This window comes from Aquaticitalea lipolytica, from assembly GCF_014641635.1.
Taxonomy (GTDB): domain Bacteria; phylum Bacteroidota; class Bacteroidia; order Flavobacteriales; family Flavobacteriaceae; genus Aquaticitalea; species Aquaticitalea lipolytica.
On sequence record NZ_BMIC01000001.1, the window covers coordinates 801,143 to 825,587 of the forward strand.

Genomic DNA, 24,445 nt, shown 5'->3' on the forward strand with positions numbered 1-24,445 from the left:
CTTTAACGGAAAATACATATGGAATCAATACAAGCTATAAAACAACGATTTGGTATAATTGGTAACGATGCAAAACTTAATCGTGCCATAGAAAAAGCCATACAAGTAGCTCCTACAGATATATCGGTTTTAGTTACTGGCGAAAGTGGTGTTGGTAAGGAAAGTATTCCAAAAATTATACATCAACTTTCACATCGCAAACATGGTAAGTATATTGCTGTAAACTGCGGTGCTATACCAGAAGGCACAATAGATAGTGAACTGTTTGGTCATGAAAAAGGGTCTTTTACTGGAGCCACACAAACTCGTGAAGGGTATTTTGAAGTTGCAGATGGTGGTACAATTTTTTTGGATGAAGTTGGTGAGCTACCACTTACAACCCAAGTACGCTTGCTTCGTGTATTAGAAAATGGTGAATTTATAAAAGTGGGTTCTAGTAAGGTTCAAAAAACCAACGTAAGAATTGTTGCTGCAACAAACGTAAATATGTTTGAAGCCATTAAAAAAGAAAAGTTCAGAGAAGATTTATACTACAGGTTAAGTACTGTAGATATTAACATTCCACCACTACGAGAACGAAAAGAAGACATTCATTTACTATTCAGAAAGTTTGCTAGTGATTTTGCGTTAAAGTATAAAATGCCAACTATTAAATTAGAAGATGATGCTGTTGCTATTTTAGTTAAACATCGTTGGAACGGAAATATTAGAGAATTGCGTAATGTTGCTGAACAAATTTCGGTATTAGAACAAACCAGAACCATAAGCGCAGTAACACTTCAGAGTTATTTACCTAGTCAAGGTAGCAACCTACCTGCAATTATAAACACCTCTAAATCTGAAAGTGATTTTAGTAGTGAGCGTGAGATTTTATATAAAGTATTATTCGATATGAAAGGTGATTTGAATGATCTTAAAAAACTCACAATGGAGCTTATGAAGAGTGGAAATGCGAGCGATGTTCAAAAGAAAAATGAAGGGCTAATTCAAAAAATTTATGGAGACGAAGATGAAGACGAATCTTTTGATGATGCAGTTGAAGATTTAGAAGTTTTATCAATACCTGAAAAAACAATTATTGAAACTCCAACAATAGAAAATAGTCAAGACAAATATCACTTTGCTGAAGAAATTGAAGAAGAAGAAACTTTATCTTTACAAGACAAAGAGCTAGAGCTTATTAAAAAATCTTTAGAGCGCCATCAAGGAAAGCGTAAATTAGCTGCCGCAGAACTAGGCATAAGCGAACGCACTTTATACAGAAAAATTAAACAATACGATTTGTAATGAAAGCAGTAGAAATATTTAGACTACGAAAATCATTTGGTAGAGAAAGCTCAGAAGCCTTAAGACAAGAAGCCGAAGATTTTATAAACGAAAAACACTACCAAGGGTATCGTTTAATTACTGCCTCTTTTGAAGTTGCAGACAATGCAGGTTATATTTATGCGTTTATAACCATGAAACGCCCAAATACATATTAATGAAAACATTAAAATATATAGTTTTAATTATCACAGCATTAACTTTTGTTGGCTGCAAAATGCAATATGGCTTAACACAACCAACTACAACAAAAGCAAAAACATTTCAGGTTAATTATTTTCAAAATAATGCGCCTTTAATAGAGCCAGGTCTAGAACGTGATTTCACTAACTCTTTAACCGATTTAGTCTTAAATCAAACAAGTTTAGCTTTAGTAAGATCTGGTGGTGATATTATTTATGAAGGTGAAATAACAGAATACAGAATTTCTCCAACCACAGCAACAGCAGATAATACTGCTGCACAAAACAGATTAACCATAAGTGTTAATGTTCGTTTTTATGACAAAACAGATGAAGATGCAGAACTCGAACAGCGTTTTTCCTTTTTTTATGATTATGCAGGAAACGCTCAATTAGTTGGCAGTCAAAAAGACACAGCAATTACAGAAATTTTTGATCGCTTAACACAAGACATTTTAAATGCTACTTTAGCTAAATGGTAATAAACCAACTTATGCAATTAAAGGATTTTACATATTTATTACAACATCCGCAAGACATCACTGCTGAGCAAACCAGTGCTATGACTTCCATAATTGCAAATTACCCGTATTTTCAACCAGCTAGAGCTTTATACTTAAAAGGCTTAAAAAATAAAGAAAGCTTTAAGTACAATCAGGAATTAAAAACTACTGCTGCATACACTACAGACAGAAGTATTTTGTTCGATTTTATTACTTCTGAAGCCTTTAATCAAAACGAAATATCACAACAAATAAAACAAAATTCAGAACATCTGAAAAATATTACTGTTAATGATATTGATGATATTTCAGTGCATAAAAGTGTTACCATTGATGAGGCGTTAAAACAACACATAAAGAATAGCGAAGGAGTTTTAGACCCTTATTTATTTGAAGAAAAAATAAAAGCCGAAGATGTTGCTCAATTTATTTCAGATATTAATGAAGCTCCTAAATTGCCAGTTTTCGAAATTGATACAGAGCAAATTAAACAAACACCTGAAGAACAGTTAAATATTGGTAAACCGTTAGAGTTTAATAAATCTGAAACACATTCTTTTACCGAATGGCTAAAAATTACAAGTTTTAAGCCTATTGAAAGAGATGAAAAAGTTGATGAAGATAATTCTGATGAGATAGATAATAAGAATGAATCATCAATTGAGAAAAAATTTGAGCTTATTGATAAGTTTTTAGATGCAAATCCTAAGATAGTTCCGTCAAAAGATGCACCAATTCATAATATAGCTAAAGCACAAATAACGCCAAATGATGGCTTAATGACTGAGACTTTAGCAAGAATTTATCTCGAACAAAAAAACTATGATAAAGCAATTCAATCTTATAAAATTTTAAGTTTGAAATATCCAGAAAAAAGTGGTTTCTTTGCAGACCAAATTAAAGCAGTAAAACAATTACAAGAAAATAATAAAGAATAACACATGAGTACGTTTACAATATTTTTAGTTCTTATCGTGATAGTAGCCTTTTTACTAGTTGTAGTAATAATGGTTCAAAATCCGAAAGGTGGAGGGTTATCATCATCATTTGGTGGTGGCGGAACACAACAATTAGGTGGTGTTAAAAAAACAGGTGACTTTTTAGACAAAAGTACTTGGGCTTTAGCTACACTTTTATTAGCATTAATCTTATTATCTAATGTTGCTATTAATAGTGGTGGTAATACAGAATCAAAAGCATTAGATTCTGGTGATGTACCTGTAAAAACTACTACTACTACTACTCCTGCTCCAACAAATAATGACGCACCAAAAACTGAGGACAATAAATAGTCTAAGGTTTTTATAACTATAAAAGAAAATGCCAACCTACAAGAGTTGGCATTTTTTTATTACTGAAACTTTGTCAGTGATTTTTTATTGGCACATTTTTAGCATAACGCTAAAGCGTTAATAATAATTTTAATTAATAAAAAACATATAAAAAATGGGCTTAAACATTAAACCATTAGCAGATAGAGTTCTTATTGAACCTGTTGCAGCTGAAACTAAAACAGCATCTGGAATCATTATTCCAGATAACGCTAAAGAAAAACCTCAACAAGGCAAAGTAATGGCAGTTGGTAAAGGAACAAAAGATGAACCAATGACAGTTAAAGTTGGTGATACTGTACTTTATGGTAAGTATTCAGGAACTGAACTAAAACTTGAAGGCAAAGATTATTTAATCATGCGCGAAAGTGACATTCTAGCAATTGTTTAATCTAAAAAAACTAAAAAAATGGCAAAAGATATAAAATTTGATATTGAAGCACGTGACGGATTAAAACGTGGTGTAGACGCATTAGCAAATGCAGTAAAAGTAACTCTAGGGCCAAAAGGTCGTAATGTAATTATTGGTAAATCGTTTGGCACACCTCAAGTTACTAAAGACGGTGTTTCTGTAGCAAAAGAAATAGAATTAGAAGATGCTCTAGAAAATATGGGAGCACAAATGGTAAAAGAAGTAGCATCAAAAACCAACGATTTAGCTGGTGATGGTACAACAACTGCAACTGTATTAGCACAAGCAATTGTAAAAGAAGGTTTGAAAAATGTTGCTGCAGGTGCAAACCCAATGGATTTAAAACGTGGTATTGACAAGGCTGTTGAAGCTATCGTTAAAGATCTTGAAAAACAATCTAAAAAAGTAGGAAGCTCATCAGAAATGATAAAACAAGTGGCTTCAATTTCTGCAAATAATGACGATACTATTGGTGATTTAATTGCTAAAGCATTCAGCAAAGTTGGTAAAGAAGGCGTTATTACTGTTGAAGAAGCTAAAGGTATGGACACTTATGTAGATGTTGTAGAAGGTATGCAGTTTGATAGAGGTTACTTATCTCCTTATTTCGTAACAGATGCAGACAAAATGATTGCCGATTTAGACAATCCTTATGTTTTATTATTTGATAAAAAGATTTCTAACTTACAAGAAATCCTTCCAATATTAGAACCAGTTGCACAATCTGGTCGACCATTATTAATTATTGCAGAAGATGTTGAAGGACAAGCTTTAGCTACTTTAGTAGTAAACAAATTACGTGGTGGATTAAAAATTGCAGCTGTTAAAGCTCCAGGTTTTGGAGACAGACGCAAAGCAATGTTAGAAGATATTGCAATTTTAACAGGTGGTGTTGTTATTTCTGAAGAAAGAGGGTTCTCTCTTGAAAATGCAGATTTATCAATGTTAGGAACTGCTGAAACTATTACAATTGACAAAGACAATACTACAATAGTAAACGGTTCTGGAAAAGCAGCTGACATAAAAGCTAGAGTAAATCAAATCAAAGCTCAAATAGAAACTACAACTAGCGACTATGATAAAGAAAAGCTTCAAGAGCGTTTAGCAAAACTTGCTGGAGGTGTTGCTGTACTTTATGTTGGCGCTGCAAGTGAAGTAGAAATGAAAGAGAAAAAAGATAGAGTTGATGATGCATTACATGCTACACGTGCTGCTGTAGAAGAAGGTATTGTTGCTGGTGGTGGTGTTGCTTTAGTAAGAGCAAAATCTGTTTTAGATAAATTAACTACTGAAAACCTTGATGAAGTTACAGGAATACAAATTGTAGCTCGTGCAATTGAAGCACCTTTGAGAACTATTGTAGAAAATGCAGGTGGTGAAGGTAGCGTAGTTGTATCTAAAGTTATGGAAGGAAAAGGTTCATTTGGTTTTGATGCAAAAACTGAAACTTATGTAGATATGCTTAAAGCTGGAATAATCGACCCTAAAAAAGTAACACGTATTGCATTGGAAAATGCAGCATCTGTTTCTGGTATGATTCTTACAACTGAATGTGCTTTAGTAGATATTAAAGAAGATTCGCCAGCTATGCCAATGGGTGGAGGTGGAATGCCTGGAATGATGTAATAATTTTTCTAAATATTTTAATATTAAGCCACTACAAAATTGTTGTAGTGGTTTTTTTATGGTATAATTGTTGTGAGTGGATTCTTATATTCACCTCTAAAACTTATTATCATGAAAAAAAGTTACACTCATTTCCAGAATTTCATTGAACAAAGTTTAAAAACTACTTTATTAATTTTAAACATTTGTTTATTAGCTACTACTACAGTGTTAGGTCAAGAATCTGCACAAAAAGAAGCTATCGAGAACGCATATGCATCTTATTTTAACGCAGAGAGAGAATCAATATTTATTCATTTTAACAAAAATACATTTATTACAAACGAACCAATTTGGTTTAAAGGTTATGTGTATGATAAAAAGAGTAATATCCCTTTTGTGACATCAACAAATATTTATGTTACTCTTTATAATTCAAATGGAGACGAATTAGAAACAAAACTTTTTTATGCAAAAAATGGTACGTTTTCTGGTAATTTTGATGTGAAGTCAAGTTTTGAAACTGGTCATTATTATGTAAAGGCTTACACTAATTGGATGAAAAACTTTAAAGAAGATGAAACTTATACCTCTACTTCTATTCAGGTATTAAATCCAAATTCTGAACAAACAACTAACAATACTAACTCTGACTTCGATTTGCAGTTTTTACCTGAAGGAGGCCATAGCATTGCAGATGTAAATAACTCAATAGGGTTTAAAATTATTAATTGTGAAGGTATTGGTACAGAGATTGAAGGCGAGATTTTAAACTCTAAAAACCAAGTAATTACAAATTTTAAAAGCAATAATTTTGGGATTGGTAAAGTAGATTTACAAATGGTTAATGGTGAAACCTATACAGCCAAATATACTGTAAACAATAAAACTTATTCTATCGATTTACCTAAATGTGAACCTTATGGTTTTTCTATTTCAGTAAACAATTATACTAACCCTAAATTCACATATATAAATCTTAAAACTAATAACGAAACATTAAAGAATGAAGCAAATAAAACATATTATTTAGCAATTAATCAAACTAACAAAAGTTCAGTAACAGAATTGAAAATTAATAATTTAAAAACTGAGCACACTGTTACAATTGAAACAGAAAAATTGCTAACTGGTGTTAATACCATTACTTTATTTAATGATAAGTTAGAGCCTCTATTAGAGCGTTTAATTTTTAAGTATGATGAAAATTCCTTTGTAAAATCTAAAATAAAAGTCAATAAAGCTGTTAACGATTCAATTAAAATTGACGTGTTTACATCAACTAAAAATAACACTCCTATTTCAACCAACTTAAGCGTTTCAGTTTTACCATCAGAATCAATAGCATATAGCAAAAAAGAGAATATTTTAAGTGCTTTTTTAATTTCTCCATATTTAAGAGGAAATATAGAAAACCCACAATATTATTTTACTGATGTAGATAGACTAAAAAAATATGATTTAGACCTGCTATTATTAACACAAGGATGGAGTAAATATGAGTGGAAAAACATTCAGCAAGGTGCACCAAATTTAATTTTTCCATTTGATAAAGGTCTATCAATTACAGGAACAATAAATGAAAAATTAGATTCAGGTAGTGATTATAAAATACACATGTATTCATTTATTAATAACATAGATGAAGTAACTTCAATTGATATAGATAATAAATTCTATTATAAAAACTTTTACCTCAAAGATTCAGCAAAAATAAAATTTGCAATACTCAAAAATGGTAATGAGGTTAAAAACCCAAAAATGTATTTACAACTTACAGAAAATAAAAGATCACTTATAACGAAAGCTTTTGACCCGATTGGTGTATGTGCACAAATTGAAAAGAAAATTTCTAATCCTATAGTGATAAATGACCCATTTTATATGGAAGGACAATTGTTAGACACAATAAGTTTATTTGCAACTAAAAAGTTAAAAGAGAGAAAGTTAACAAATAAAAATTCACGCTTTGAACATGCATATAGCAAAGGAGTAAAAATAGATTCTACTGCGTTATTGATGTATCCTTTTGTTACAGATATTATTAATGCAAATGGTTTTAATGCTGATCAAGGAGGAGGACGCGTTTCTATTAGTAGTAGACGACCAATCTCTTTCATTTCTGGAGGAAGCCCTTTACTAATTATTGATGATGTTACTTTAGGCAATAACTATGATATGTTATACTTGATGACATTAGACGAAATAGATGAAATTTATTTCAATAAAAATGGTGACGGTTATGGTACCAGAGGTGGTGGTGGAGTAATCACTATTTATAGAAAAAAAGGTGCTGTGTATGGCAAAATGGATAAGCTATATGCTAATCAGCTAGTTGTTAAGGATGGCTTTTCTACTGAAAAAAAGTTTTACATTCCAGAATTTTATGCACTATCAAAAAGTGATTATTTAAATTATGGCTCTATTAGCTGGAAATCAAACATATCTACCGATTTAAGTGGGAATGCCTCTTTTAATGTTAGAAACAATAATATAGATAAAGCTATATTAATTATTCAAGGCTTTAGTATAGATGGCAAGCTCATTTCAGAGTTTAAAGAAATTAATCTATTAGATTAAACTAATAAAAAACGCTCCAAAATCTTGGAGCGTTTTTTTTATTCATCATTATTTAATAACTTAATAAGTTTATAAACACTTTTGTAAATGAAGTCTGTATATTTAATAATTTTTGCATCTCTTTTTTTAATAACACCACTTATTGCTCAAAATACTGCATCAAAAAAAGAAGCATTGCAAAACGCTTACTCATCATATTTTAATGCAGAAAGAGAAACCATATATCTACATTTTAATAAAAATATCTATTTAACTAAAGAGCCTATTTGGTTTAAAGGATATGTGTTTGATAAAAAAAATGGTATTCCATTTTTTAACACAACGAATGTGTTTGTTGCTTTATACGATAGTAAAGGAAAAGAAATTGATAATAAATTGTTTTTTGCTCAAAAAGGAGTTTTTACTGGAAGCTTTGATATAAATGATAATTTAGAAACAGGAGAATATACAGTTAGAGCTTATACTAATTGGATGAATAATTTTAAAGAAGATGAATCGTACACATCATATCCAATTCAAATTATTAATCCCAACTCTACAACAGCAGAAGCAGCACAATTAACAAAACCTAGTTATGATTTACAATTTTTACCAGAAGGAGGTTATTGTATTTCAGATGTAACTAATACAATTGGTTTTAAAATAATTAATTGTGAAGCCGAAGGAATAGACATAGAAGGTGTTATTGTCAATTCAAAAAATATTGAAGTGGCTAATTTTAAAAGCAATGCTTTTGGGTTAGGAAAATTTGATCTTTTAATGGTAAAAGATGAAGTTTATACAGCAAAATACATCATTAATAAAATTGACTATACAACCAAATTACCTAAAAGCAAAAATGAAGGTTTTACAATATCTATTAATAATTACACCAATGCTTCTGTAACGTATATAAATCTAAAAACCAATAAAGAAACTTTACAAAAAGAAGCTGGCAAAATCTATTATTTAGCAATAAATCAAAATGAAAAATCATCGGTTGTTGAAATTGAAATAAATAATTTAAAAGAAACAAATACAATACCAATTCAAACAAGCAATCTTGTTAGTGGTGTTAATACAATAACATTTTTTGACGACCAATTAAATCCGTTATTAGAACGATTAATTTTTAATTATGATGAAGCTTTGTTTATAAAATCAAGCTTATACACTACTAAAAACAATAACGACTCTATACCTATAAACCTAAAGACTACAACCAAAAACAATATTCCGATTTCAGCAAATTTAAGTGTAGCTATATTACCAAAAGAGTCTATTGCTTACACGAAAAAAGAAGAAATTATAAGTGCTTTTTTAATTGCTCCATATATAAAAGGGTATATACAAAACCCATATTATTATTTTTCAAATGTTGACAGATTGAAAAAATACGATTTAGACCTTTTACTATTAACTCAAGGTTGGAGTAAATATAATTGGGATAATATAAAAAATGGAGCACAAGAGCTAACCCATTCATTTGATGCTGGTCTTTCTATTAAAGGAATTGCTAATATTCCTAAAACAAATCGTGTAGGTTATACTGTTCAAATGTTTTCAATACCTAATAGACTTAATGAGCAAGCATTTATCGATGAAAAAAATAATTTTTATTTTAATAATTACTTTTTAAAAGATTCGGCTCAAGTAAATATTTCTGTATTAAGAGATGGTGTAAAAGTAAATTCAATAAAACCGTTTACAGAAATAGTTAATAATAACAAAGCATTAGTAAATCATCCCTTTAAAACTAAAAACCATTGTGAATTTAAATCAGAAACTATTTATGAAAACCAAACTTCAATAGCTGGCACTTTTGCAAATGCTGGTCAAGTTTTAGACACTGTAAGTCTGTCGTATATTCGTATTAAAGACACTGACGAATTAGAAAATGAAAAATCTTATATAGCAAATGTTTATAGCAAAGGCATAAAAATCGATTCAATAACCAAAAGATACTATAATTATGTTTCAGATATTATTAATGCAAATGGTTTTGTAGTTGACCAATTAGAAGGTGCTGGACAGGTAAGAATTAAAAACAGAAATCCTGTATCCTTTCTTGCAAGCAATGAGCCATTATTAATAATTGATGACGTTAATTATGATAGAAATTATGATATAATTTATAATATGAATCTAGAAGAAATAGATGAGATTTTTATTGACCCAAATGGAAATGGATACGGTTCTAGAGGAAGTGCTGGAATTATAAGAATTTATAAGAAAAAAGGAGTTAAAAACAAAACAACTTATCAAAACAACAGTGCAAACGAGGTTATTATAAATGGTGGTTTCTCTGTCGAAAAAGAGTATTACATCCCTGAATTTTATGCGCTTTCGAAAAGTAACTTTTTACGATACGGGTCAATAAACTGGAAATCAAATATAGAAACTGACGCTAATGGTAATGCAACTTATAATATATTTAATACAAATATAAATGAGGTGGTTGTTATTATTCAAGGGTTTACCGAAGATGGTAAATTGATATCAGAAATCAAAGAGGTACAACTAATTAATCAGTAAGTATTTAAAAAATGAAAAAAGTAAATTGGCAATACACTTTTGGAGAAATATTGATTGTCATCATCGGTATCTCTATCGCTTTTAGCATGAATAAATGTGCTGAAAATTCTAAAAACGAAGCTCAAAAAAATCAGTATTTAATCAATCTAAAAGACGATGTTATTTCCGATAAAATAACTCTTGAGCAAAATGCAATTGAAATTGAAAAAAAAATCAAAACTGCAGATGAAATTTTACCTAAACTAAATACAGACGTTCCAGACAAAATGATGATTGTAGGAAAAATATTTAGCATTGTAAATTTAACTGATTTCACTCCTAAAGACAATACATATCAAGCATTAATAAATTCTGGAGATTTAAAGTTGATTGATGATTTTGAAACTAAAACTGCAATAGAAAAACATTATTCTTATTACAAAATCATGCAAAAAAGCTATTTAAGAATGGAAAACATTCAAAAAGAATATGTAGGTAATTATTTTATATATCATACAGATTTTGATGATTTTAGAAATAAAAAATTTGGATTTAAAGACGAGAAACTTCTCAAAAACATAATTATGAGCATGAGAGGCTCTTTTGATATAAAGCTAACTGCCACAAAAGAAGGTATAGTAAGTTGTGATAGTCTTATTAATTTATTAAACAAAAAAACACCTCAAGTACATTGAGGTGTTTTTCTGCTTATTAAGCATTTTTCTAAAAAGAGTTTATTACAAAACTCTAAATGCAACTTACTTCTTTTTAGCAGTAGGTTGTAGTGCCTTTTTAACTGGTTGCTTTTGTGAAGCTTTAGTTACTTGAGGCTTTCCAGTTTGATTTGATAATGCCATAATTTCTATGATTTAAAATCTATACTAAAATTACGAACGAACACAATCTTATTATCCTCTTCTTAAGAAAAAATTAACTATAGCCATTATTGAAGTTAATTCTTATGATCTTTTTGCACATCCTTATCTCTATACAAACAACAAGGGTGAACACTATTATAAGCCTCGTCTGTTGCTTTTATTTCTTTGGTATCATGACCAACATCTGCAATACATTGTTGTATAGCTTTTAAATTGGTTTTACGCTCATCGTAAATCAACTTCAACTCATGAGTTTCTACATTCCAAATTGCAGACTTCACTCCTTTTGCTCTAATTGCTGCTTTTTCAATACGCTCTTTACACATTAAACAAACACCATCTACCTCAATAGATACTTTGGCATTTTTGTTTTGTGCAAATGTTATAGTTGTTACTACTAATAATAATAGTACAAATGCTATTTTTTTCATCACTTATAATTTTATGTTATTTAATTTTAAATCTTAATCCTGCGTAATACATACTTCCAAAAATTGGACCATAAACAAACGTTGTATCAAAATTAGCTCCAAAAGGGTCGTCTGCTCCTAAAATAGGATTATCTTGAGTAACATTTGTTATGTTTTCTCCGCCTAAATATACTTCAAATTTATCAGAAAACACTTTAGTAATCTGAGCATTTAATGTTCCTACAGTTGGTGAATATTCTGGTAATTGATACTGAACAGGGTTTGTAGCTGTTGATGAAAAACGTTGTTTACCTAACCAGTTATATGTAGCATCAAATTTCCATTGTGCTTCACTTCCTTCTTTATGTGTTTCGTAAGAAGCGTTAGCAAACAAACGATGTTTTGATGTTAAAGGTTTTTCAAGTTTACCTGAATTATACTGAGTTTTTACATCATAAAATTTATATGCAGTTCGTAAATCAAAACCTTCAAAAACATTATAGTTAAACTCTAATTGAAAACTGTTTGCATAGCTATCTCCTTCTAAATTATAGAAATTTATTTCAGTTGGGTTTTCATAATCTACTACTACTTGATTTTGAAAATCGGTTCTGTAATAATCTAAAGTGACGTCTGCTTTTCTTCCAAAGAGGTTAAACCCTTGTAAAAAAGACAACCCATAGTTCCATGCTATTTCAGGATCTAATCCGTATATTTCTCCTCCAGAATTAATAATATTTAAACTTCTTGAAGTTGAGAAAATCGATTGATTTTCAGCAAAAATATTGGCACTACGTTTACCTCTTCCAAACGAAAAGCGTAAGGCAGATTTTTCCCAAGGTGTATAACGTGCATGAAGCCTAGGTGTCACAAATGTTCCTAAAAGATTATGTCTGTCTATTCTAACACCTGCTGATACATTCCATTTTTCTAAATTATCAAAATTATATTCAAAAAAAGCACCAATAGAGTTTTCAGTACGCTCAAAATCTGATGTATCAACAAACTCATCATAATGGTCGTAAGTATAACTTAAACCTGTTTTTATTTTATGCCTTGAATCACTAATAATTGAATTATAAATAGCACTTGTATACAAACTATTATGCAATATATCATATCGTGTCAATCCAAAATACGATTCTTGGTTATGACGGCTAAATGCAGCTTGTACTCCTAAACTTTGCCAAGGTACTTCAGGGTTAACATAACCTGTTTTTACAGATGCATCTATACGTTGTGTATTTATTTCGCTTCCCCAAGCATTGGTGGTAAATTTATCTGTATCTGGATTAAAATCAGTTTGTCCAGTTTGTTTAGCATCATTTAAATATCTGAAATTAATGAAACTTACAAAGCCTTTTTCGGGATTGGTATATTGCCAACGATTCATAAAATTTATCTGCTTTTGTATTGGCGCATCTAAAAAAGAATCATCGTTCATATCAAATTTTCTATCTCTTATATTACCATGAACATATAACCCAGTACTCCACTTATCACTAACTTTAGTATTTAAATGAGTATTCAGTTCATACCTTCCATTTTCTGAAGCATAAGCATTTACAAAAAATTTAGCATCTGTTGTTGGTTTTACTAGTTCTGTATTAATCTGCCCAGCTATACTTTCAAATCCATTAACTACACTTCCTGCTCCTTTAGTAATTTGAATACTTTCCACCCAAGTTCCTGGAGTAAAGCTTAATCCATAAGCTTGTGATGCACCACGAATTGTTGGAATATTCTCTGAAGTAATCAAAATATAAGGGCTTGTTAAACCTAACATTCTTATTTGTCGTGTTCCTGTTACTGCATCGGCAAAATTTACATCAATTGACGGATTAGTTTCAAAACTTTCAGATAAATTACAACATGCAGCTTTTAATAGCTCATCACTACTCACAGTCATAATATTTGCAGACTGTAAATAAGATTTTGAAGTTGCTTGCTTACGAGAAGTCACTGTGACCTCGTCTAACTCACTAGTTGGTGTTAACCAATGATGAACCATTTTTGGCTCAGTAATAGTTAAAGTATCGGTTTTAAACCCAACATAACTTATAACAAGTTTTGTATATTCCTTTTTATAAGGAATTGTGAATTTTCCATCTATATCAGTTACTGTTCCAATAGTTGTATCTAACCAATATACATTTGCTCCAGGCAAACCAATATGTTTTTTTTCTGGATTTGATTCCATAATCATACCGCTTATCTTGTCTTGAGAAAACAAAACTGTTGGCAGTATTAATAATATATATAATATGTTTTTCATTAGTTGTAAGTTTTAATTAGCATAATGATTGCCATAATAATCATAATACTGTTTTCAATAAAAGTAGCTTTGGTCATTGGCAGTTTTAAGGCTGTACCTAAACATGCACATTGAATTGATTTTTTATCTAATAGGGTTTTAGTAACTCCAAAAGTTGTAATTCCTAAAATGATTAAAGTAATTATTAATGCTAACGGAATTTGAACTCTCATTAAGAATAATACTCCGAGTGCTAATTCAATAAAAGGATAAACCCAACCATAAGAAGGAATAATTTTTGCTAAAGGATCGTACATTTTAAACGATTCTGGAAAACCTTTTAAATCTAATAGCTTAAAAAAGCTAAATACAATGTAAAACAGTCCCATAAAGTCGAGCATAAAACTGTTTCCATCCCAAGGGTTAATATTTAATAAAATTGATGCTACAGTAATATATCCGAAGATTAAAAACAAAGGAAATAGCTGTTGCAAATCACTTTTTTCTTCTTCAATTGGCATTGAAGCCGATTTAAAAACGTTTTGTTCTTTCTTATCTGTAATTGAGTATTTGCTAGATAATGCTTTTTGCAAAACATCAGTAGTAATGTGTGTTTTCATGTTGATAATTACTTCTGAAGACTCTAAATCTACAGACACATTTTCAACGTTGTCTATTTCTTGCAAGGCTTTTTCTACACTAGCCTTACAACTATTACAGGTCATTCCTGTAACTATATATGTATGTTTCATTTTTGAAATATATTTGATTAATAAATAGTTTAAGTTTTCTGTTTTTTAACAGAAATAGAAAAAACTATAAAATCAAATTATGAAGACCTGGTCTAAAACCTGTATATCGGCAACCAAATTAGGTGGAGAATAATCTTTATGAGGAATGATCTCTTTATCAACTGTTTCAAAAAGATCAAAAATAGAATATACTAAACTTGTAATAAAAACTTTATGAATACTTGGAAGTTCTTCAAACTTAGACAACTTTAATTTGTCCTGACCTTTAATAACTTCTAACTCATCTTTACAGCAATTCTTTTTTGTAATTAGAGCTTGCTCCATTTCAAAAGCTTCCATCATACATTTTTGCGCCTCTGTAAATACTGCTGTATCAATTAAAACGTCACCACAAAAGTGTTTCTCAACTGTAAAAGATACTGTTGACAACAACACTAAAAGTGCCATTAGCATTGAAAAGCTTTTATGTAGTACTTGTTTTAACACAATGCAAAATTAATGATTTTTGAACTATAAGTAGCTAAATTATAATTCTATTAACATTTTACTGCTTCAGTTTATGATAATAAAACGCTGGCAACAAGAGCAATAACAATAAAGGCTGAATTAAAAATCGTCTAATATTGAAGAAAATATAGTAGTCTTCTTTATTTGGGTTAATTACAAAATATAAGAAAAAAAGAATTAAAATCACATACGAAACAGCAAACACTAATGCTGAGAATTTAACAATACTTCTATCTTTAAAAAACAGAAAAATAATCCCTAATGAAATAGCTGAATTAAGCAAAAATCTTATAGTAGTATAAATTGTTAGTTTAAAAATTTCGCGCCTTGGGTTATCAATGTATAAATAATCATTTTTAAAAAACGATAAGTAAGGGTCATAAAACAATTCGTTTTCAAAAGCTCTTATCAAGATTAACAACCCGAAGAATACTAGAAGCAATATCATTTTTATAACGTTAGACATTTGCTTTTTTTATGTTAGAAAAACGATTAACCCAAAACATCCATAATAAAAATACCATTCCGTAAATTATCATAGGAAAAATAACAGTATGCAACTCTTCTCGTCGCCAAGGATAATGATATAATCCTACTGAAAGTATTACTATTCTTAATAAATTAACTACATATATAAGTACACTTCCAGCCAAAATATAAAGAAATGTAGTTTTAGCTTTTCCTGCAAAAGCGATGATAAATGAAACAAACAAAATAATAACACTTACCGAATTACAACCTTCAACCACACGTGCTACAAACTTGTTATTAATAATAAGTTTCATAGAAGGTTCATTAGGATGCTCTTCTATTGTAGCATTATATCCAAATGTTTCTAATAATGTTTGACTTTGCTTAGCAACTAAATTAGTTAGGTAGTCAGGATAATATTTGTCATCAACTGAAGCATCTAAATATAACTTATATGAAAAAGATAAGGCTGCATAAACTAATATAAAGGTTAGTATAAACTTAATAACCGACTTGTATTTTATGATTAACTCTTTCAAAAAAGGAGATTTACATTAGTGATGTTAAATTTATATAAAAAGAAAGATAGTAATTCTACTTTTTAAATACTTTTACCAAAACTTTTTGAACAATGACTTTTGAACAACTTAAACCTCAGGTAGAATCTATAATTTCTAACAATACATCTGTTGATGAACGACTACTATTAATATGCGAACTTTTAGAAGCTAATGTTCCTTATTATAATTGGGTTGGATTTTATTTTAGAAATGGTAACAAAGAAGAATTAAAACTTGGCCCTTATGTTGGCGAACATACAGACCATACTATTATTCCTTTTGGTAAAGGTATTTGTGGACAAGTAGCTGTAAGCAATCAAAACTTTGTGGTTCCAGATGTATCAGCTCAAAATAATTATATAGCTTGTAGTATTACAGTAAAAGCCGAAATTGTTGTGCCTGTTTTTGTTAATGGTGAAAATGTTGGACAAATAGATATAGACTCAAACACACCAGATCCTTTTACTGAAGCCGATGAACGATTTTTAGAGTTTGTTTGTGAAAAAGTAGCTGGAATCCTTTAATTAAGAATTTTATCTCTTAATGTAATTTGATATTTTCATAATTATAAAAGTCAAGCTGAGTAAAATTACTAATAAAAATACAATAACTTGAAATATTCCAAACCAAAAATTAATATTTGAAAAATCCCAAGCCCAACCCACTGTTTTATTAATTCCAAAGTTAGCATCTGTTGAAAATAATGTAATTAAAAAAACAGAGGTTAAAATAATAAAAATATAGGATGTTAATCTTTTAAAAAACCACCAAAAAATTTTATTTTTTTTCATGAAAATTTGATTACATCCCTGTTCTAATCGCTTCAACAGGATCTAAACGAGAAGCAGAAATTGCAGGTATAACTCCAGAAATTAGCCCAATAATTGTTGATAAAACAAATCCGAGCATCATATTACCTGCAGATAATGCAAATTTAAAATCTCCTGTAACCTCTGATAAGTTAATTGAGAGCGAAACTAACCAAACAAAGAACAATCCAACCAATCCTCCAATAACAGCAAGTATTGTTGCTTCAAATAAAAACTGAAACAAAATAAATCTGTTTTTTGCTCCTAATGATTTTTGTATTCCAATAAGATTTGTACGTTCTTTTACGCTCACAAACATAATATTGGCAATTCCAAATCCACCTACTAGTAGTGAGAATCCGCTTATAATCCATCCCATAACATTCATAGTACCAATAACGCTATCAATAGCATCAGTCATACCAGAAAGTTTATTTACAAAAAAGTTGTCTGGTTCATCAGCTTTTAAACCTCTATAAGCTCTGTATTTCTGTTTTAACACCTGCTCAAACGCACCTATATCAACTCCCTTTTTAGGCTTTATAATTACTGCTCCAGGTATTCCTTCTGAGCCACCATTTCTAAATTGTCTCACAAAATTAGCAGGTAAAAAAGCTTGTTCATCAGAAGAGTCTCCTAAACCTGACCCAACTTTCTTAAGAACTCCAATTACAGTTAACTTACGTCCGTAAATACGAACAGTCTTACCTATTGGATTTAAATTTTTGAATAGATTTTCAGCAATTGAATATCCTAAAACAACAACCGATGCTCCTGACACAGATTCAGCTTCATTATAAAAACGCCCTTGTTCAATTTTTAAATTCTCTATATCAGCAATACCATTAGACACTGGAGTTACATCAACACCAGAAATTGTTTCTCCTTCATATTTTATACTTTCGCCTCCAGCAAAAATCACATAAGCTATAGCTTCAATATCTGGGACATTACGCTTTATAAACTCATAACTATCATTCTCAGTTTGAGGATAGTTATCTCGCTGCCATCTTGGTATATCAGTAGGGCCAAATGAATATTTGGTAACATACATTGTGTTTTTATCTAAACCACTCAATTGGTCTTGTATATTTTTATCTAATGAATCTACTGCGGCTAGTACAGCAATTATGGAAAAAATACCAATAGTTACGCCTAATAAAGACAGAAATGTTCGTAATTTATTATTTCGTAAAGCATTAATGGCAAACGAAAAACTTTCTTTAAATAGTCGTAAGTAAAGTAACATGAATATTGGCTGTTTTAAAACGAATTTAAAGATAGGACGTTTTTAACAATTTTTTGTTACAAAAAACTTAAATAAACTCACTCGTCTTATCATAAATTCTCTTTAAGAATATGTACTTTTGCAACTTTAAACTACACAACAACAACATGAATAACAACAAAACCATAAAATCGGCATTAATTTCGGTTTTTAGCAAAGAAGGATTAGAACCAATTGTAAAACAATTAAACTCACAAGGAGTTACTATTTACTCTACTGGTGGAACCGAAAAATTTATTAAAGATTTAGGCATAAATGTAGTTCCTGTTGAGGATGTCACTTCATATCCTTCAATTTTAGGAGGTCGTGTAAAAACATTGCATCCAAAAGTTTTTGGTGGTATTTTAAACAGACAAAACAACGAAAGTGATGTTGCAGAAATGCAAGAATTTACAATCCCACAAATCGATTTAGTAATTGTTGATTTATATCCTTTTGAAAAAACTGTAGCTTCTGGCGCGAGCAATGCAGATATTATAGAAAAAATTGATATTGGTGGTATTTCACTAATTAGAGCCGCTGCAAAAAATTATGCAGATGTGGTTTGTGTATCATCGGTTGAAGACTATTCAGAATTTTTAGAATTATTAAAATCTAAAAACGGAACAACATCGGAAGAAGACAGAAAACGATTTGCTTCAAAAGCTTTCAATATATCTTCACATTACGATTCGGCAATATTTAATTACTTCAATAAAAATCATGAAGAAGCTGTTTTAAAAATTAGTGAAACAAAAGGTCAAGTGCTTCGTTATGGAGAAAATCCGCATCAAAAAGGGTTTTTCTTTGGAGATTTTGATGCAATGTTTACTAAACTTCATGGTAAAGAGTTAAGCTACAATAACCTTTTAGATGTTGATGCAGCAGTTAATTTAATGAATGAATTTAAAGGTGAAGCTCCAACATTTGCAATTTTAAAACATAATAATGCCTGCGGATTTGCTCAACGCAATACTGTGCATCAAGCTTATGTTGATGCGTTAGCTGGAGATCCTGTTTCGGCATTTGGAGGTATTTTGATTAGCAATGTAGAAATAGACAAATCTACAGCTGAAGAAATTCATGATTTATTTTGTGAAGTTGTTATTGCGCCTTCATTTTCAAAAGAAGCACAAACAATTCTTGAAGGAAAGAAGAACAGAATTTTATTAGTTCAACACGATATTGAACTTCCAAAAACAACCGTAAGAACGTGTTTAAATGGTGCTTTAGTTCAAGAGAGAGATAATATTACAGATGCTATTGAGCATTTATCTAATGCAACAAACAATAAACCAACTCAAAACGAGTTAGAAGATTTAATCTTTGCATCAAAAATTTGCAAGCATACTAAATCTAACACCATCGTTTTAGCAAAAAACAAACAATTATGTGCAAGCGGAACAGGACAAACAAGTCGTGTTGATGCACTTAACCAAGCTATACATAAAGCTCAATCTTTTAATTTTGATTTAAAAGGAGCTGTAATGGCTAGTGATGCCTTTTTCCCTTTTCCAGATTGTGTTGAGATCGCAAAAAACGCTGGAATTACAGCAGTAATCCAACCAGGAGGATCAATTAAAGACCAATTGAGTATCGATTATTGCAATGAAAATAATGTTGCAATGGTATTTACAGGGACGCGTCATTTTAAACATTAATATTTTTAGTTAGTCTCAACTATTTAAAGAAAAAACTCGTATATAATTAAATTGTTAATATTTAGTAACTTTTACTACATTTACAAAACCAACAAAAGAACTTAACATATCAACCTTTCATAACAGACGCAGATGGGATTTTTTGATTTCTTAACAGAAGAAATAGCTATAGATTTAGGAACAGCAAACACATTAATTATTCACAATGATAAAGTAGTTGTGGATAGTCCCTCAATAGTTGCCAGAGACCGAATAACAGGAAAAATAATTGCAGTTGGTAAAGAAGCCAGCATGATGCAAGGAAAAACGCATGAAAACATAAAAACAATTAGACCATTAAAAGATGGTGTAATTGCTGATTTTGATGCTTCAGAGCAAATGATAAATTTATTTATTAAAAATATTCCTGCTCTTAAAAAGAAATTATTCACTCCAGCATTAAGAATGGTTGTTTGTATTCCGTCAGGTATTACTGAAGTAGAAATGCGAGCTGTAAAAGAATCTTGTGAACGTGTTAATGGTAAAGAAGTGTATTTAATACACGAACCAATGGCTGCAGCCATTGGTATTGGTATTGATATTATGCAACCAAAAGGAAACATGATTGTTGATATAGGTGGTGGTACAACAGAGATTGCCGTTATTGCTCTTGGCGGAATTGTATGTGATAAGTCTGTTAAAGTTGCTGGTGATGTATTTACCAACGATATTATATACTACATGAGAACACAACATAATTTATATGTTGGAGAACGTACAGCTGAAAAAATAAAAATACAGATTGGTGCTGCTACTGAAGATTTAGAATTACCACCAGATGAAATGAGTGTTCAAGGTCGTGATTTATTAACAGGAAAACCAAAGCAAGTACAAATATCATTTAGAGAAATTGCAAAAGCACTTGATAAATCTATATTAAGAATTGAAGATTCTGTAATGGAAACATTATCTCAAACACCTCCAGAATTAGCAGCAGATATTTACAATACTGGAATTTATCTTGCAGGTGGAGGATCGATGTTAAGAGGTTTAGACAAACGCTTGTCTCAAAAAACAGACTTACCAGTATATATTGCTGAAGACCCATTAAGAGCTGTTGTTAGAGGTACAGGTATTGTACTAAAAAATCTTCAGAAATTTAAAAGCGTACTTATAAAATAGTAAACCCAAATGCAACAAATCATCAACTTTGTATTAAGAAACAAAACATTTCTTTTGTTTTTGTTACTCTTTGGTGTGTCTTTGTTTTTTACTATTCAATCGCATTCTTATCATAAAAGTAAGTTTATAAACTCTGCTAACTATGTTACAGGAGGTATCTATAAAAAAACTAATGGTATTAAACAATATTTTAACTTAAAAGAAGAAAACGAAGCTTTAATTGAAGAAAATAAAAAGCTAAAAACTCTTTTGTTTAATATTAATATTGACACATTAAATTATACAATTACCGATAGTACTTTTCTAGGTGAATATTTTAAATTTAGAACAGCTTCTGTTTATAAAAACAGTTATAGTTTGTCTAATAACTACTTAACAATTAATAGAGGAAAAAAAGATAACATAAAACAAGATTTTGGAGTAATAACCTCCAAAGGGATTGTAGGAATTATTGAAAACACTTCTGATAATTATGCGTCTGTATTATCCATTTTAAACACTAAAAGTAGAATTAACGCTCAACTAAAAAAAACAAGCCATATTGGTTCTTTAGAATGGAATACTAAATCGCCAGAGTTTGTACAAATGGTAGATGTCTCAAAATTTGCTCCAGTAAAAGTTGGAGACACTATTATAACTGGTGGTCAGTCTACTATATTTCCTCAAGGTATTTTAATTGGTAGTATTGACTCTTTTTCTTTAGATACTGGTGGTGACACTTATACCATAAATGTGAAACTATTTAATGATATGACTAATATTGGTCATGTTTATATTATTGAGAATTTAAATGCTGAAGAGCTTAAATCACTAGAACAAAAGCCAAATGAATAGTGCTTCAATAAATATCATATCGCGTTTTGTTATATTAATTTTGGTTCAGGTGTTAGTCCTTAACAATATTAACTTTCTAGGCTATATAAATCCTTATCCATATATTTTATTTACTATACTTTTCCCAGTAAGAAATAACCGAACAGCTATAGTTTTTTTAAGTTTCATATTAGGATTATGTGTTGATATTTTTTCAGATTCTGGAGGTATTCATGCAGCAGCTTGTGTTACCATAGCTTATATAAGACCTACCATACTTAAATTCTCTTTTGGCTCTATTTATGATTATCAGACTATAAAATTCAACCAAACCGAAATTGGAACAAGGCTAACTTATTTCTCAATAATAACTGTTGTACATCACTTCATTTTGTTTAGCCTAGAAGTATTTAACATTTCAAAAATAATTTTAGTCCTTCAAAAAACGTTATTCTCAAGTATATTTACTATACTATTATGTTTATTAATTACAATTCTTTTTAGCAACAAACGTAAATGAGAAAACTGTTACTTACCTCTATTGTTTTTTCTGTAGGTCTAATATTTATTGCACGATTATTTTACTTACAGGTTTATAATCAAGATACATATAGCTTATACGACGATAATGCTATTAGAAAAGTTTATGACTATCCTAAACGCGGTTATGTTTATGACAGAAATGGCAAGCTTTTAGTGGCAAATCAGCCATCTTACGATGTCATGTTTATTCCTAGAGAAGTAAAACCATTAGACACACTTGAGTTTTGTAGTTTATTACGTATAACTAAAGAAGATTTTAATAGAATATATGATAAAGCATATATTTACTCACCTCGATTACCTTCTGTTTTTATCCCTCAATTATCTAGAGAAGAATATGCAGTCCTTCAAGAAAAAATAAGAAAATTTCAAGGTTTCTATATTCAAAAAAGATCTTTAAGAGATTATCAAACCACAATTGGGGCTAACGTTTTAGGTGATATTGGCGAAGTAAATAACGCCATTATAGATAACAACCCATATTATAATATGGGAGATTTAATTGGCAAGCAAGGGGTTGAAAAAACTTATGAAGAAATTTTAAGAGGTGTAAAAGGCATAAAGTTTATTCAAAAAGACAGGTTCAACAGAGACCTTGGCCCATACAAAGATGGTATTTATGATACTTTACCTAAAGCAGGTCACGATATAACAATTACAATTGACGCAGTATTACAAGAGTATGGCGAACTACTAATGCAAAATAAACGTGGTGGAATTATTGCCATAGAACCTAGTAGTGGAGAAATACTTGCAATGGTTTCTGCTCCTACTTATAATCCAAATTTATTAGTTGGAAGACAACGTTCTGCAAATTTTTCAAAATTATATAATGACTCAATAGCAAAGCCTCTTTTCGATAGAGGTCTTCAAGCACAATATCCTCCAGGCTCACCATTTAAAGTACTAAACGCCCTTATTGGTTTACAAGAACAAGTTGTAACAACAGATGATCAATTTGGTTGTAGAATGGGTTATTATGTTGGTAGCAGAAGATTAACTGGTTGTCATAGTCATTCGAGTCCTTTAGCTATGAATGGTGGAATTGCACAATCTTGCAATGCTTATTTTGCTAACGTTTATAGACGAATTATTGATAAACATAAAGATGCTGGCGATGGAATGGATGTTTGGAGTAACCATGTTAAAAGTTTTGGTTTAGGTAATTATTTAAATAACGATTTAGCAGTTGGACAAAAAGGAAGAATTCCTGATGCAGCTTTTTATGACAAATGGTATGGTAAAGACAGATGGGCTTCAACATATATTATATCTAATGCTATTGGTCAAGGAGAAGTAGAAGCAACGCCAATTCAATTAGCAAACATGGTAGCTGCTATTGGTAATCGTGGTTATTATTTTACACCACATATAATTAAAAATATTGAAGGTGAAAAAATAGATTCTAAATATACTACACCAAATTACACAACAATAGACAAACAATATTTTGAACCTGTTGTTCAAGGTATGTTTGATGTATACAACCATGGTACAGCTTCAACATTACAAGTGCCAGGAATTGAGATATGTGGTAAAACTGGTACTGCCGAAAATTTTGTGAGAATAAATGGAGTTAAAACTCAACTAACTGACCATTCTATATTTGTTGCTTTTGCTCCAAAAGACAATCCAAAAATTGCTATTGCTGTTTTTGTTGAAAACGGATATTGGGGAAGTAGATTTGCAGGTAGAATTGCTAGTTTAATGATTGAAAAGTATATTAAGGGAGAAATCACAAGAAAAGACATGGAAACATGGATACTAACTCATGGTCTTGAAACTGAATACAGCAAACCCTATTCTGGAAAACCTTTTACTATTAACAAAGGTGCAACTATTGATATTGTTGAACCTCCAAAAACAGATAAGGATTTAAAAAAAAATAGTGTTAATGTAAAAGCAAAGACAACTAACTAGTTTAAAA

The 24,445-nt window shown here is 30.2% G+C and carries 24 protein-coding genes; 16 read left to right on the forward strand and 8 right to left on the reverse strand.

Going from position 1 to position 24,445, the window contains the following annotated elements; translation table 11 throughout:
• Positions 1 to 18: 18 nt before the first annotated feature.
• The 10 genes from IEW41_RS03725 (at position 19) to IEW41_RS03770 (ending at position 11,127) form a co-directional block, all read left to right on the forward strand.
• On the forward strand, positions 19 to 1,287 hold the full coding sequence (locus IEW41_RS03725; protein WP_188604987.1) for a sigma-54 interaction domain-containing protein: 1,269 nt from the start codon (positions 19 to 21) through the stop codon (positions 1,285 to 1,287).
• Positions 1,287 to 1,484 (forward strand): hypothetical protein, encoded by a 198-nt coding sequence (locus IEW41_RS03730; RefSeq protein WP_188604988.1) that lies wholly within the window; start codon positions 1,287 to 1,289, stop codon positions 1,482 to 1,484. The genes IEW41_RS03725 and IEW41_RS03730 overlap by 1 nt, the downstream gene beginning before the upstream one ends.
• Positions 1,484 to 1,990 carry an LptE family protein gene (locus tag IEW41_RS03735; RefSeq protein WP_188604989.1) on the forward strand — a complete coding sequence of 169 codons (507 nt, stop codon included), beginning with the start codon at positions 1,484 to 1,486 and terminating at the stop codon, positions 1,988 to 1,990. The genes IEW41_RS03730 and IEW41_RS03735 overlap by 1 nt, the downstream gene beginning before the upstream one ends.
• 11 nt (positions 1,991 to 2,001) lie before the next feature.
• Positions 2,002 to 2,949, forward strand: a complete 948-nt coding sequence (locus IEW41_RS03740) for a DUF8458 domain-containing protein (protein ID WP_188604990.1) — start codon at positions 2,002 to 2,004, stop codon at positions 2,947 to 2,949.
• A 3-nt stretch (positions 2,950 to 2,952) separates the two neighbouring features.
• Positions 2,953 to 3,303, forward strand: a complete 351-nt coding sequence (secG, locus tag IEW41_RS03745; RefSeq protein ID WP_188604991.1) for a preprotein translocase subunit SecG — start codon at positions 2,953 to 2,955, stop codon at positions 3,301 to 3,303.
• A gap of 154 nt (positions 3,304 to 3,457) precedes the next feature.
• A complete protein-coding gene (locus IEW41_RS03750) occupies positions 3,458 to 3,733 on the forward strand; it encodes a co-chaperone GroES (RefSeq protein ID WP_188604992.1) in 276 nt (91 codons plus the stop codon).
• Positions 3,734 to 3,751: 18 nt separating this feature from the next.
• Complete coding sequence (gene groL, locus IEW41_RS03755; protein ID WP_188604993.1) at positions 3,752 to 5,380, forward strand: chaperonin GroEL; 1,629 nt, start codon at positions 3,752 to 3,754, stop codon at positions 5,378 to 5,380.
• 111 nt (positions 5,381 to 5,491) lie between these two features.
• Positions 5,492 to 7,939, forward strand: a complete 2,448-nt coding sequence (locus IEW41_RS03760) for a hypothetical protein (RefSeq protein WP_188604994.1) — start codon at positions 5,492 to 5,494, stop codon at positions 7,937 to 7,939.
• A gap of 87 nt (positions 7,940 to 8,026) precedes the next feature.
• On the forward strand, positions 8,027 to 10,453 hold the full coding sequence (locus tag IEW41_RS03765) for an MG2 domain-containing protein (RefSeq protein WP_188604995.1): 2,427 nt from the start codon (positions 8,027 to 8,029) through the stop codon (positions 10,451 to 10,453).
• Between the two features lie 11 nt (positions 10,454 to 10,464).
• On the forward strand, positions 10,465 to 11,127 hold the full coding sequence (locus IEW41_RS03770) for a DUF6090 family protein (RefSeq protein WP_188604996.1): 663 nt from the start codon (positions 10,465 to 10,467) through the stop codon (positions 11,125 to 11,127).
• Between the two features lie 257 nt (positions 11,128 to 11,384).
• Here the strand turns inward: IEW41_RS03770 and IEW41_RS03775 are convergent, their stop codons facing one another.
• The 6 genes from IEW41_RS03775 to xrtF all read right to left on the reverse strand — a co-directional run bounded on the left by IEW41_RS03775 (position 11,385) and on the right by xrtF (position 16,243).
• Positions 11,385 to 11,741, reverse strand: a complete 357-nt coding sequence (locus IEW41_RS03775; RefSeq protein WP_188604997.1) for a heavy-metal-associated domain-containing protein — start codon at positions 11,739 to 11,741, stop codon at positions 11,385 to 11,387.
• Positions 11,742 to 11,757: 16 nt separating this feature from the next.
• Entirely contained in the window at positions 11,758 to 13,995 is a 2,238-nt protein-coding gene (locus IEW41_RS03780; RefSeq protein ID WP_188604998.1) for a TonB-dependent receptor, read from the reverse strand.
• Positions 13,995 to 14,726: a heavy-metal-associated domain-containing protein gene (locus tag IEW41_RS03785; protein WP_188604999.1), complete on the reverse strand. Its 732-nt coding sequence runs from the start codon at positions 14,724 to 14,726 to the stop codon at positions 13,995 to 13,997. Before IEW41_RS03785 ends, IEW41_RS03780 begins: the two co-directional genes overlap by 1 nt.
• Positions 14,727 to 14,798: 72 nt before the next feature.
• Entirely contained in the window at positions 14,799 to 15,179 is a 381-nt protein-coding gene (locus IEW41_RS03790; RefSeq protein ID WP_444541725.1) for an HYC_CC_PP family protein, read from the reverse strand.
• Between the two features lie 91 nt (positions 15,180 to 15,270).
• On the reverse strand, positions 15,271 to 15,699 hold the full coding sequence (locus IEW41_RS03795; RefSeq protein ID WP_188605001.1) for an exosortase F system-associated membrane protein: 429 nt from the start codon (positions 15,697 to 15,699) through the stop codon (positions 15,271 to 15,273).
• The gene (gene xrtF / locus IEW41_RS03800) at positions 15,692 to 16,243 is read right to left on the reverse strand and encodes an exosortase family protein XrtF (protein ID WP_188605002.1); all 552 of its coding nucleotides are present in this window, start codon (positions 16,241 to 16,243) and stop codon (positions 15,692 to 15,694) included. Before xrtF ends, IEW41_RS03795 begins: the two co-directional genes overlap by 8 nt.
• A gap of 92 nt (positions 16,244 to 16,335) precedes the next feature.
• Here xrtF and IEW41_RS03805 point away from each other — a divergent pair, with 92 nt between their 5' ends.
• Complete coding sequence (locus IEW41_RS03805; protein WP_188605003.1) at positions 16,336 to 16,788, forward strand: XrtF-associated fRMsr-like GAF protein; 453 nt, start codon at positions 16,336 to 16,338, stop codon at positions 16,786 to 16,788.
• 9 nt (positions 16,789 to 16,797) lie between these two features.
• Here the strand turns inward: IEW41_RS03805 and IEW41_RS03810 are convergent, their stop codons facing one another.
• Together IEW41_RS03810 and IEW41_RS03815 are read right to left on the reverse strand one after the other, a co-directional pair.
• A complete protein-coding gene (locus IEW41_RS03810; protein WP_188605004.1) occupies positions 16,798 to 17,055 on the reverse strand; it encodes a hypothetical protein in 258 nt (85 codons plus the stop codon).
• Positions 17,056 to 17,065: 10 nt separating this feature from the next.
• The gene (locus IEW41_RS03815) at positions 17,066 to 18,322 is read right to left on the reverse strand and encodes an ABC transporter permease (protein ID WP_188605005.1); all 1,257 of its coding nucleotides are present in this window, start codon (positions 18,320 to 18,322) and stop codon (positions 17,066 to 17,068) included.
• A 146-nt stretch (positions 18,323 to 18,468) separates the two neighbouring features.
• On the opposite strand from IEW41_RS03815, the gene purH reads away from it, so the two are divergent.
• The 5 genes from purH to IEW41_RS03840 all read left to right on the forward strand — a co-directional run bounded on the left by purH (position 18,469) and on the right by IEW41_RS03840 (position 24,438).
• Positions 18,469 to 20,001 (forward strand): bifunctional phosphoribosylaminoimidazolecarboxamide formyltransferase/IMP cyclohydrolase, encoded by a 1,533-nt coding sequence (gene purH, locus IEW41_RS03820; RefSeq protein WP_188605006.1) that lies wholly within the window; start codon positions 18,469 to 18,471, stop codon positions 19,999 to 20,001.
• A gap of 132 nt (positions 20,002 to 20,133) precedes the next feature.
• On the forward strand, positions 20,134 to 21,162 hold the full coding sequence (locus IEW41_RS03825) for a rod shape-determining protein (protein WP_188605007.1): 1,029 nt from the start codon (positions 20,134 to 20,136) through the stop codon (positions 21,160 to 21,162).
• 9 nt (positions 21,163 to 21,171) lie between these two features.
• A complete protein-coding gene (gene mreC, locus IEW41_RS03830) occupies positions 21,172 to 21,996 on the forward strand; it encodes a rod shape-determining protein MreC (RefSeq protein WP_188605008.1) in 825 nt (274 codons plus the stop codon).
• Positions 21,989 to 22,495 (forward strand): rod shape-determining protein MreD, encoded by a 507-nt coding sequence (gene mreD, locus IEW41_RS03835; RefSeq protein ID WP_188605009.1) that lies wholly within the window; start codon positions 21,989 to 21,991, stop codon positions 22,493 to 22,495. The genes mreC and mreD overlap by 8 nt, the downstream gene beginning before the upstream one ends.
• Complete coding sequence (locus IEW41_RS03840) at positions 22,492 to 24,438, forward strand: peptidoglycan D,D-transpeptidase FtsI family protein (protein WP_188605010.1); 1,947 nt, start codon at positions 22,492 to 22,494, stop codon at positions 24,436 to 24,438. The genes mreD and IEW41_RS03840 overlap by 4 nt, the downstream gene beginning before the upstream one ends.
• Positions 24,439 to 24,445 lie beyond the last annotated feature (7 nt).

Coding starts and splice junctions, on each gene's coding strand:
- IEW41_RS03725 (WP_188604987.1), top strand. CDS start 19: ATGGAATCAATACAAGCTATAAAACAACGATTTGGTATAATTGGTAAC.
- IEW41_RS03730 (WP_188604988.1), top strand. CDS start 1,287: ATGAAAGCAGTAGAAATATTTAGACTACGAAAATCATTTGGTAGAGAA.
- IEW41_RS03735 (WP_188604989.1), top strand. CDS start 1,484: ATGAAAACATTAAAATATATAGTTTTAATTATCACAGCATTAACTTTT.
- IEW41_RS03740 (WP_188604990.1), top strand. CDS start 2,002: ATGCAATTAAAGGATTTTACATATTTATTACAACATCCGCAAGACATC.
- secG (WP_188604991.1), top strand. CDS start 2,953: ATGAGTACGTTTACAATATTTTTAGTTCTTATCGTGATAGTAGCCTTT.
- IEW41_RS03750 (WP_188604992.1), top strand. CDS start 3,458: ATGGGCTTAAACATTAAACCATTAGCAGATAGAGTTCTTATTGAACCT.
- groL (WP_188604993.1), top strand. CDS start 3,752: ATGGCAAAAGATATAAAATTTGATATTGAAGCACGTGACGGATTAAAA.
- IEW41_RS03760 (WP_188604994.1), top strand. CDS start 5,492: ATGAAAAAAAGTTACACTCATTTCCAGAATTTCATTGAACAAAGTTTA.
- IEW41_RS03765 (WP_188604995.1), top strand. CDS start 8,027: ATGAAGTCTGTATATTTAATAATTTTTGCATCTCTTTTTTTAATAACA.
- IEW41_RS03770 (WP_188604996.1), top strand. CDS start 10,465: ATGAAAAAAGTAAATTGGCAATACACTTTTGGAGAAATATTGATTGTC.
- IEW41_RS03775 (WP_188604997.1), bottom strand. CDS start 11,741: ATGAAAAAAATAGCATTTGTACTATTATTATTAGTAGTAACAACTATA.
- IEW41_RS03780 (WP_188604998.1), bottom strand. CDS start 13,995: ATGAAAAACATATTATATATATTATTAATACTGCCAACAGTTTTGTTT.
- IEW41_RS03785 (WP_188604999.1), bottom strand. CDS start 14,726: ATGAAACATACATATATAGTTACAGGAATGACCTGTAATAGTTGTAAG.
- IEW41_RS03790 (WP_444541725.1), bottom strand. CDS start 15,179: ATGCTAATGGCACTTTTAGTGTTGTTGTCAACAGTATCTTTTACAGTT.
- IEW41_RS03795 (WP_188605001.1), bottom strand. CDS start 15,699: ATGTCTAACGTTATAAAAATGATATTGCTTCTAGTATTCTTCGGGTTG.
- IEW41_RS03805 (WP_188605003.1), top strand. CDS start 16,336: ATGACTTTTGAACAACTTAAACCTCAGGTAGAATCTATAATTTCTAAC.
- IEW41_RS03810 (WP_188605004.1), bottom strand. CDS start 17,055: ATGAAAAAAAATAAAATTTTTTGGTGGTTTTTTAAAAGATTAACATCC.
- IEW41_RS03815 (WP_188605005.1), bottom strand. CDS start 18,322: ATGTTACTTTACTTACGACTATTTAAAGAAAGTTTTTCGTTTGCCATT.
- purH (WP_188605006.1), top strand. CDS start 18,469: ATGAATAACAACAAAACCATAAAATCGGCATTAATTTCGGTTTTTAGC.
- IEW41_RS03825 (WP_188605007.1), top strand. CDS start 20,134: ATGGGATTTTTTGATTTCTTAACAGAAGAAATAGCTATAGATTTAGGA.
- mreC (WP_188605008.1), top strand. CDS start 21,172: ATGCAACAAATCATCAACTTTGTATTAAGAAACAAAACATTTCTTTTG.
- mreD (WP_188605009.1), top strand. CDS start 21,989: ATGAATAGTGCTTCAATAAATATCATATCGCGTTTTGTTATATTAATT.
- IEW41_RS03840 (WP_188605010.1), top strand. CDS start 22,492: ATGAGAAAACTGTTACTTACCTCTATTGTTTTTTCTGTAGGTCTAATA.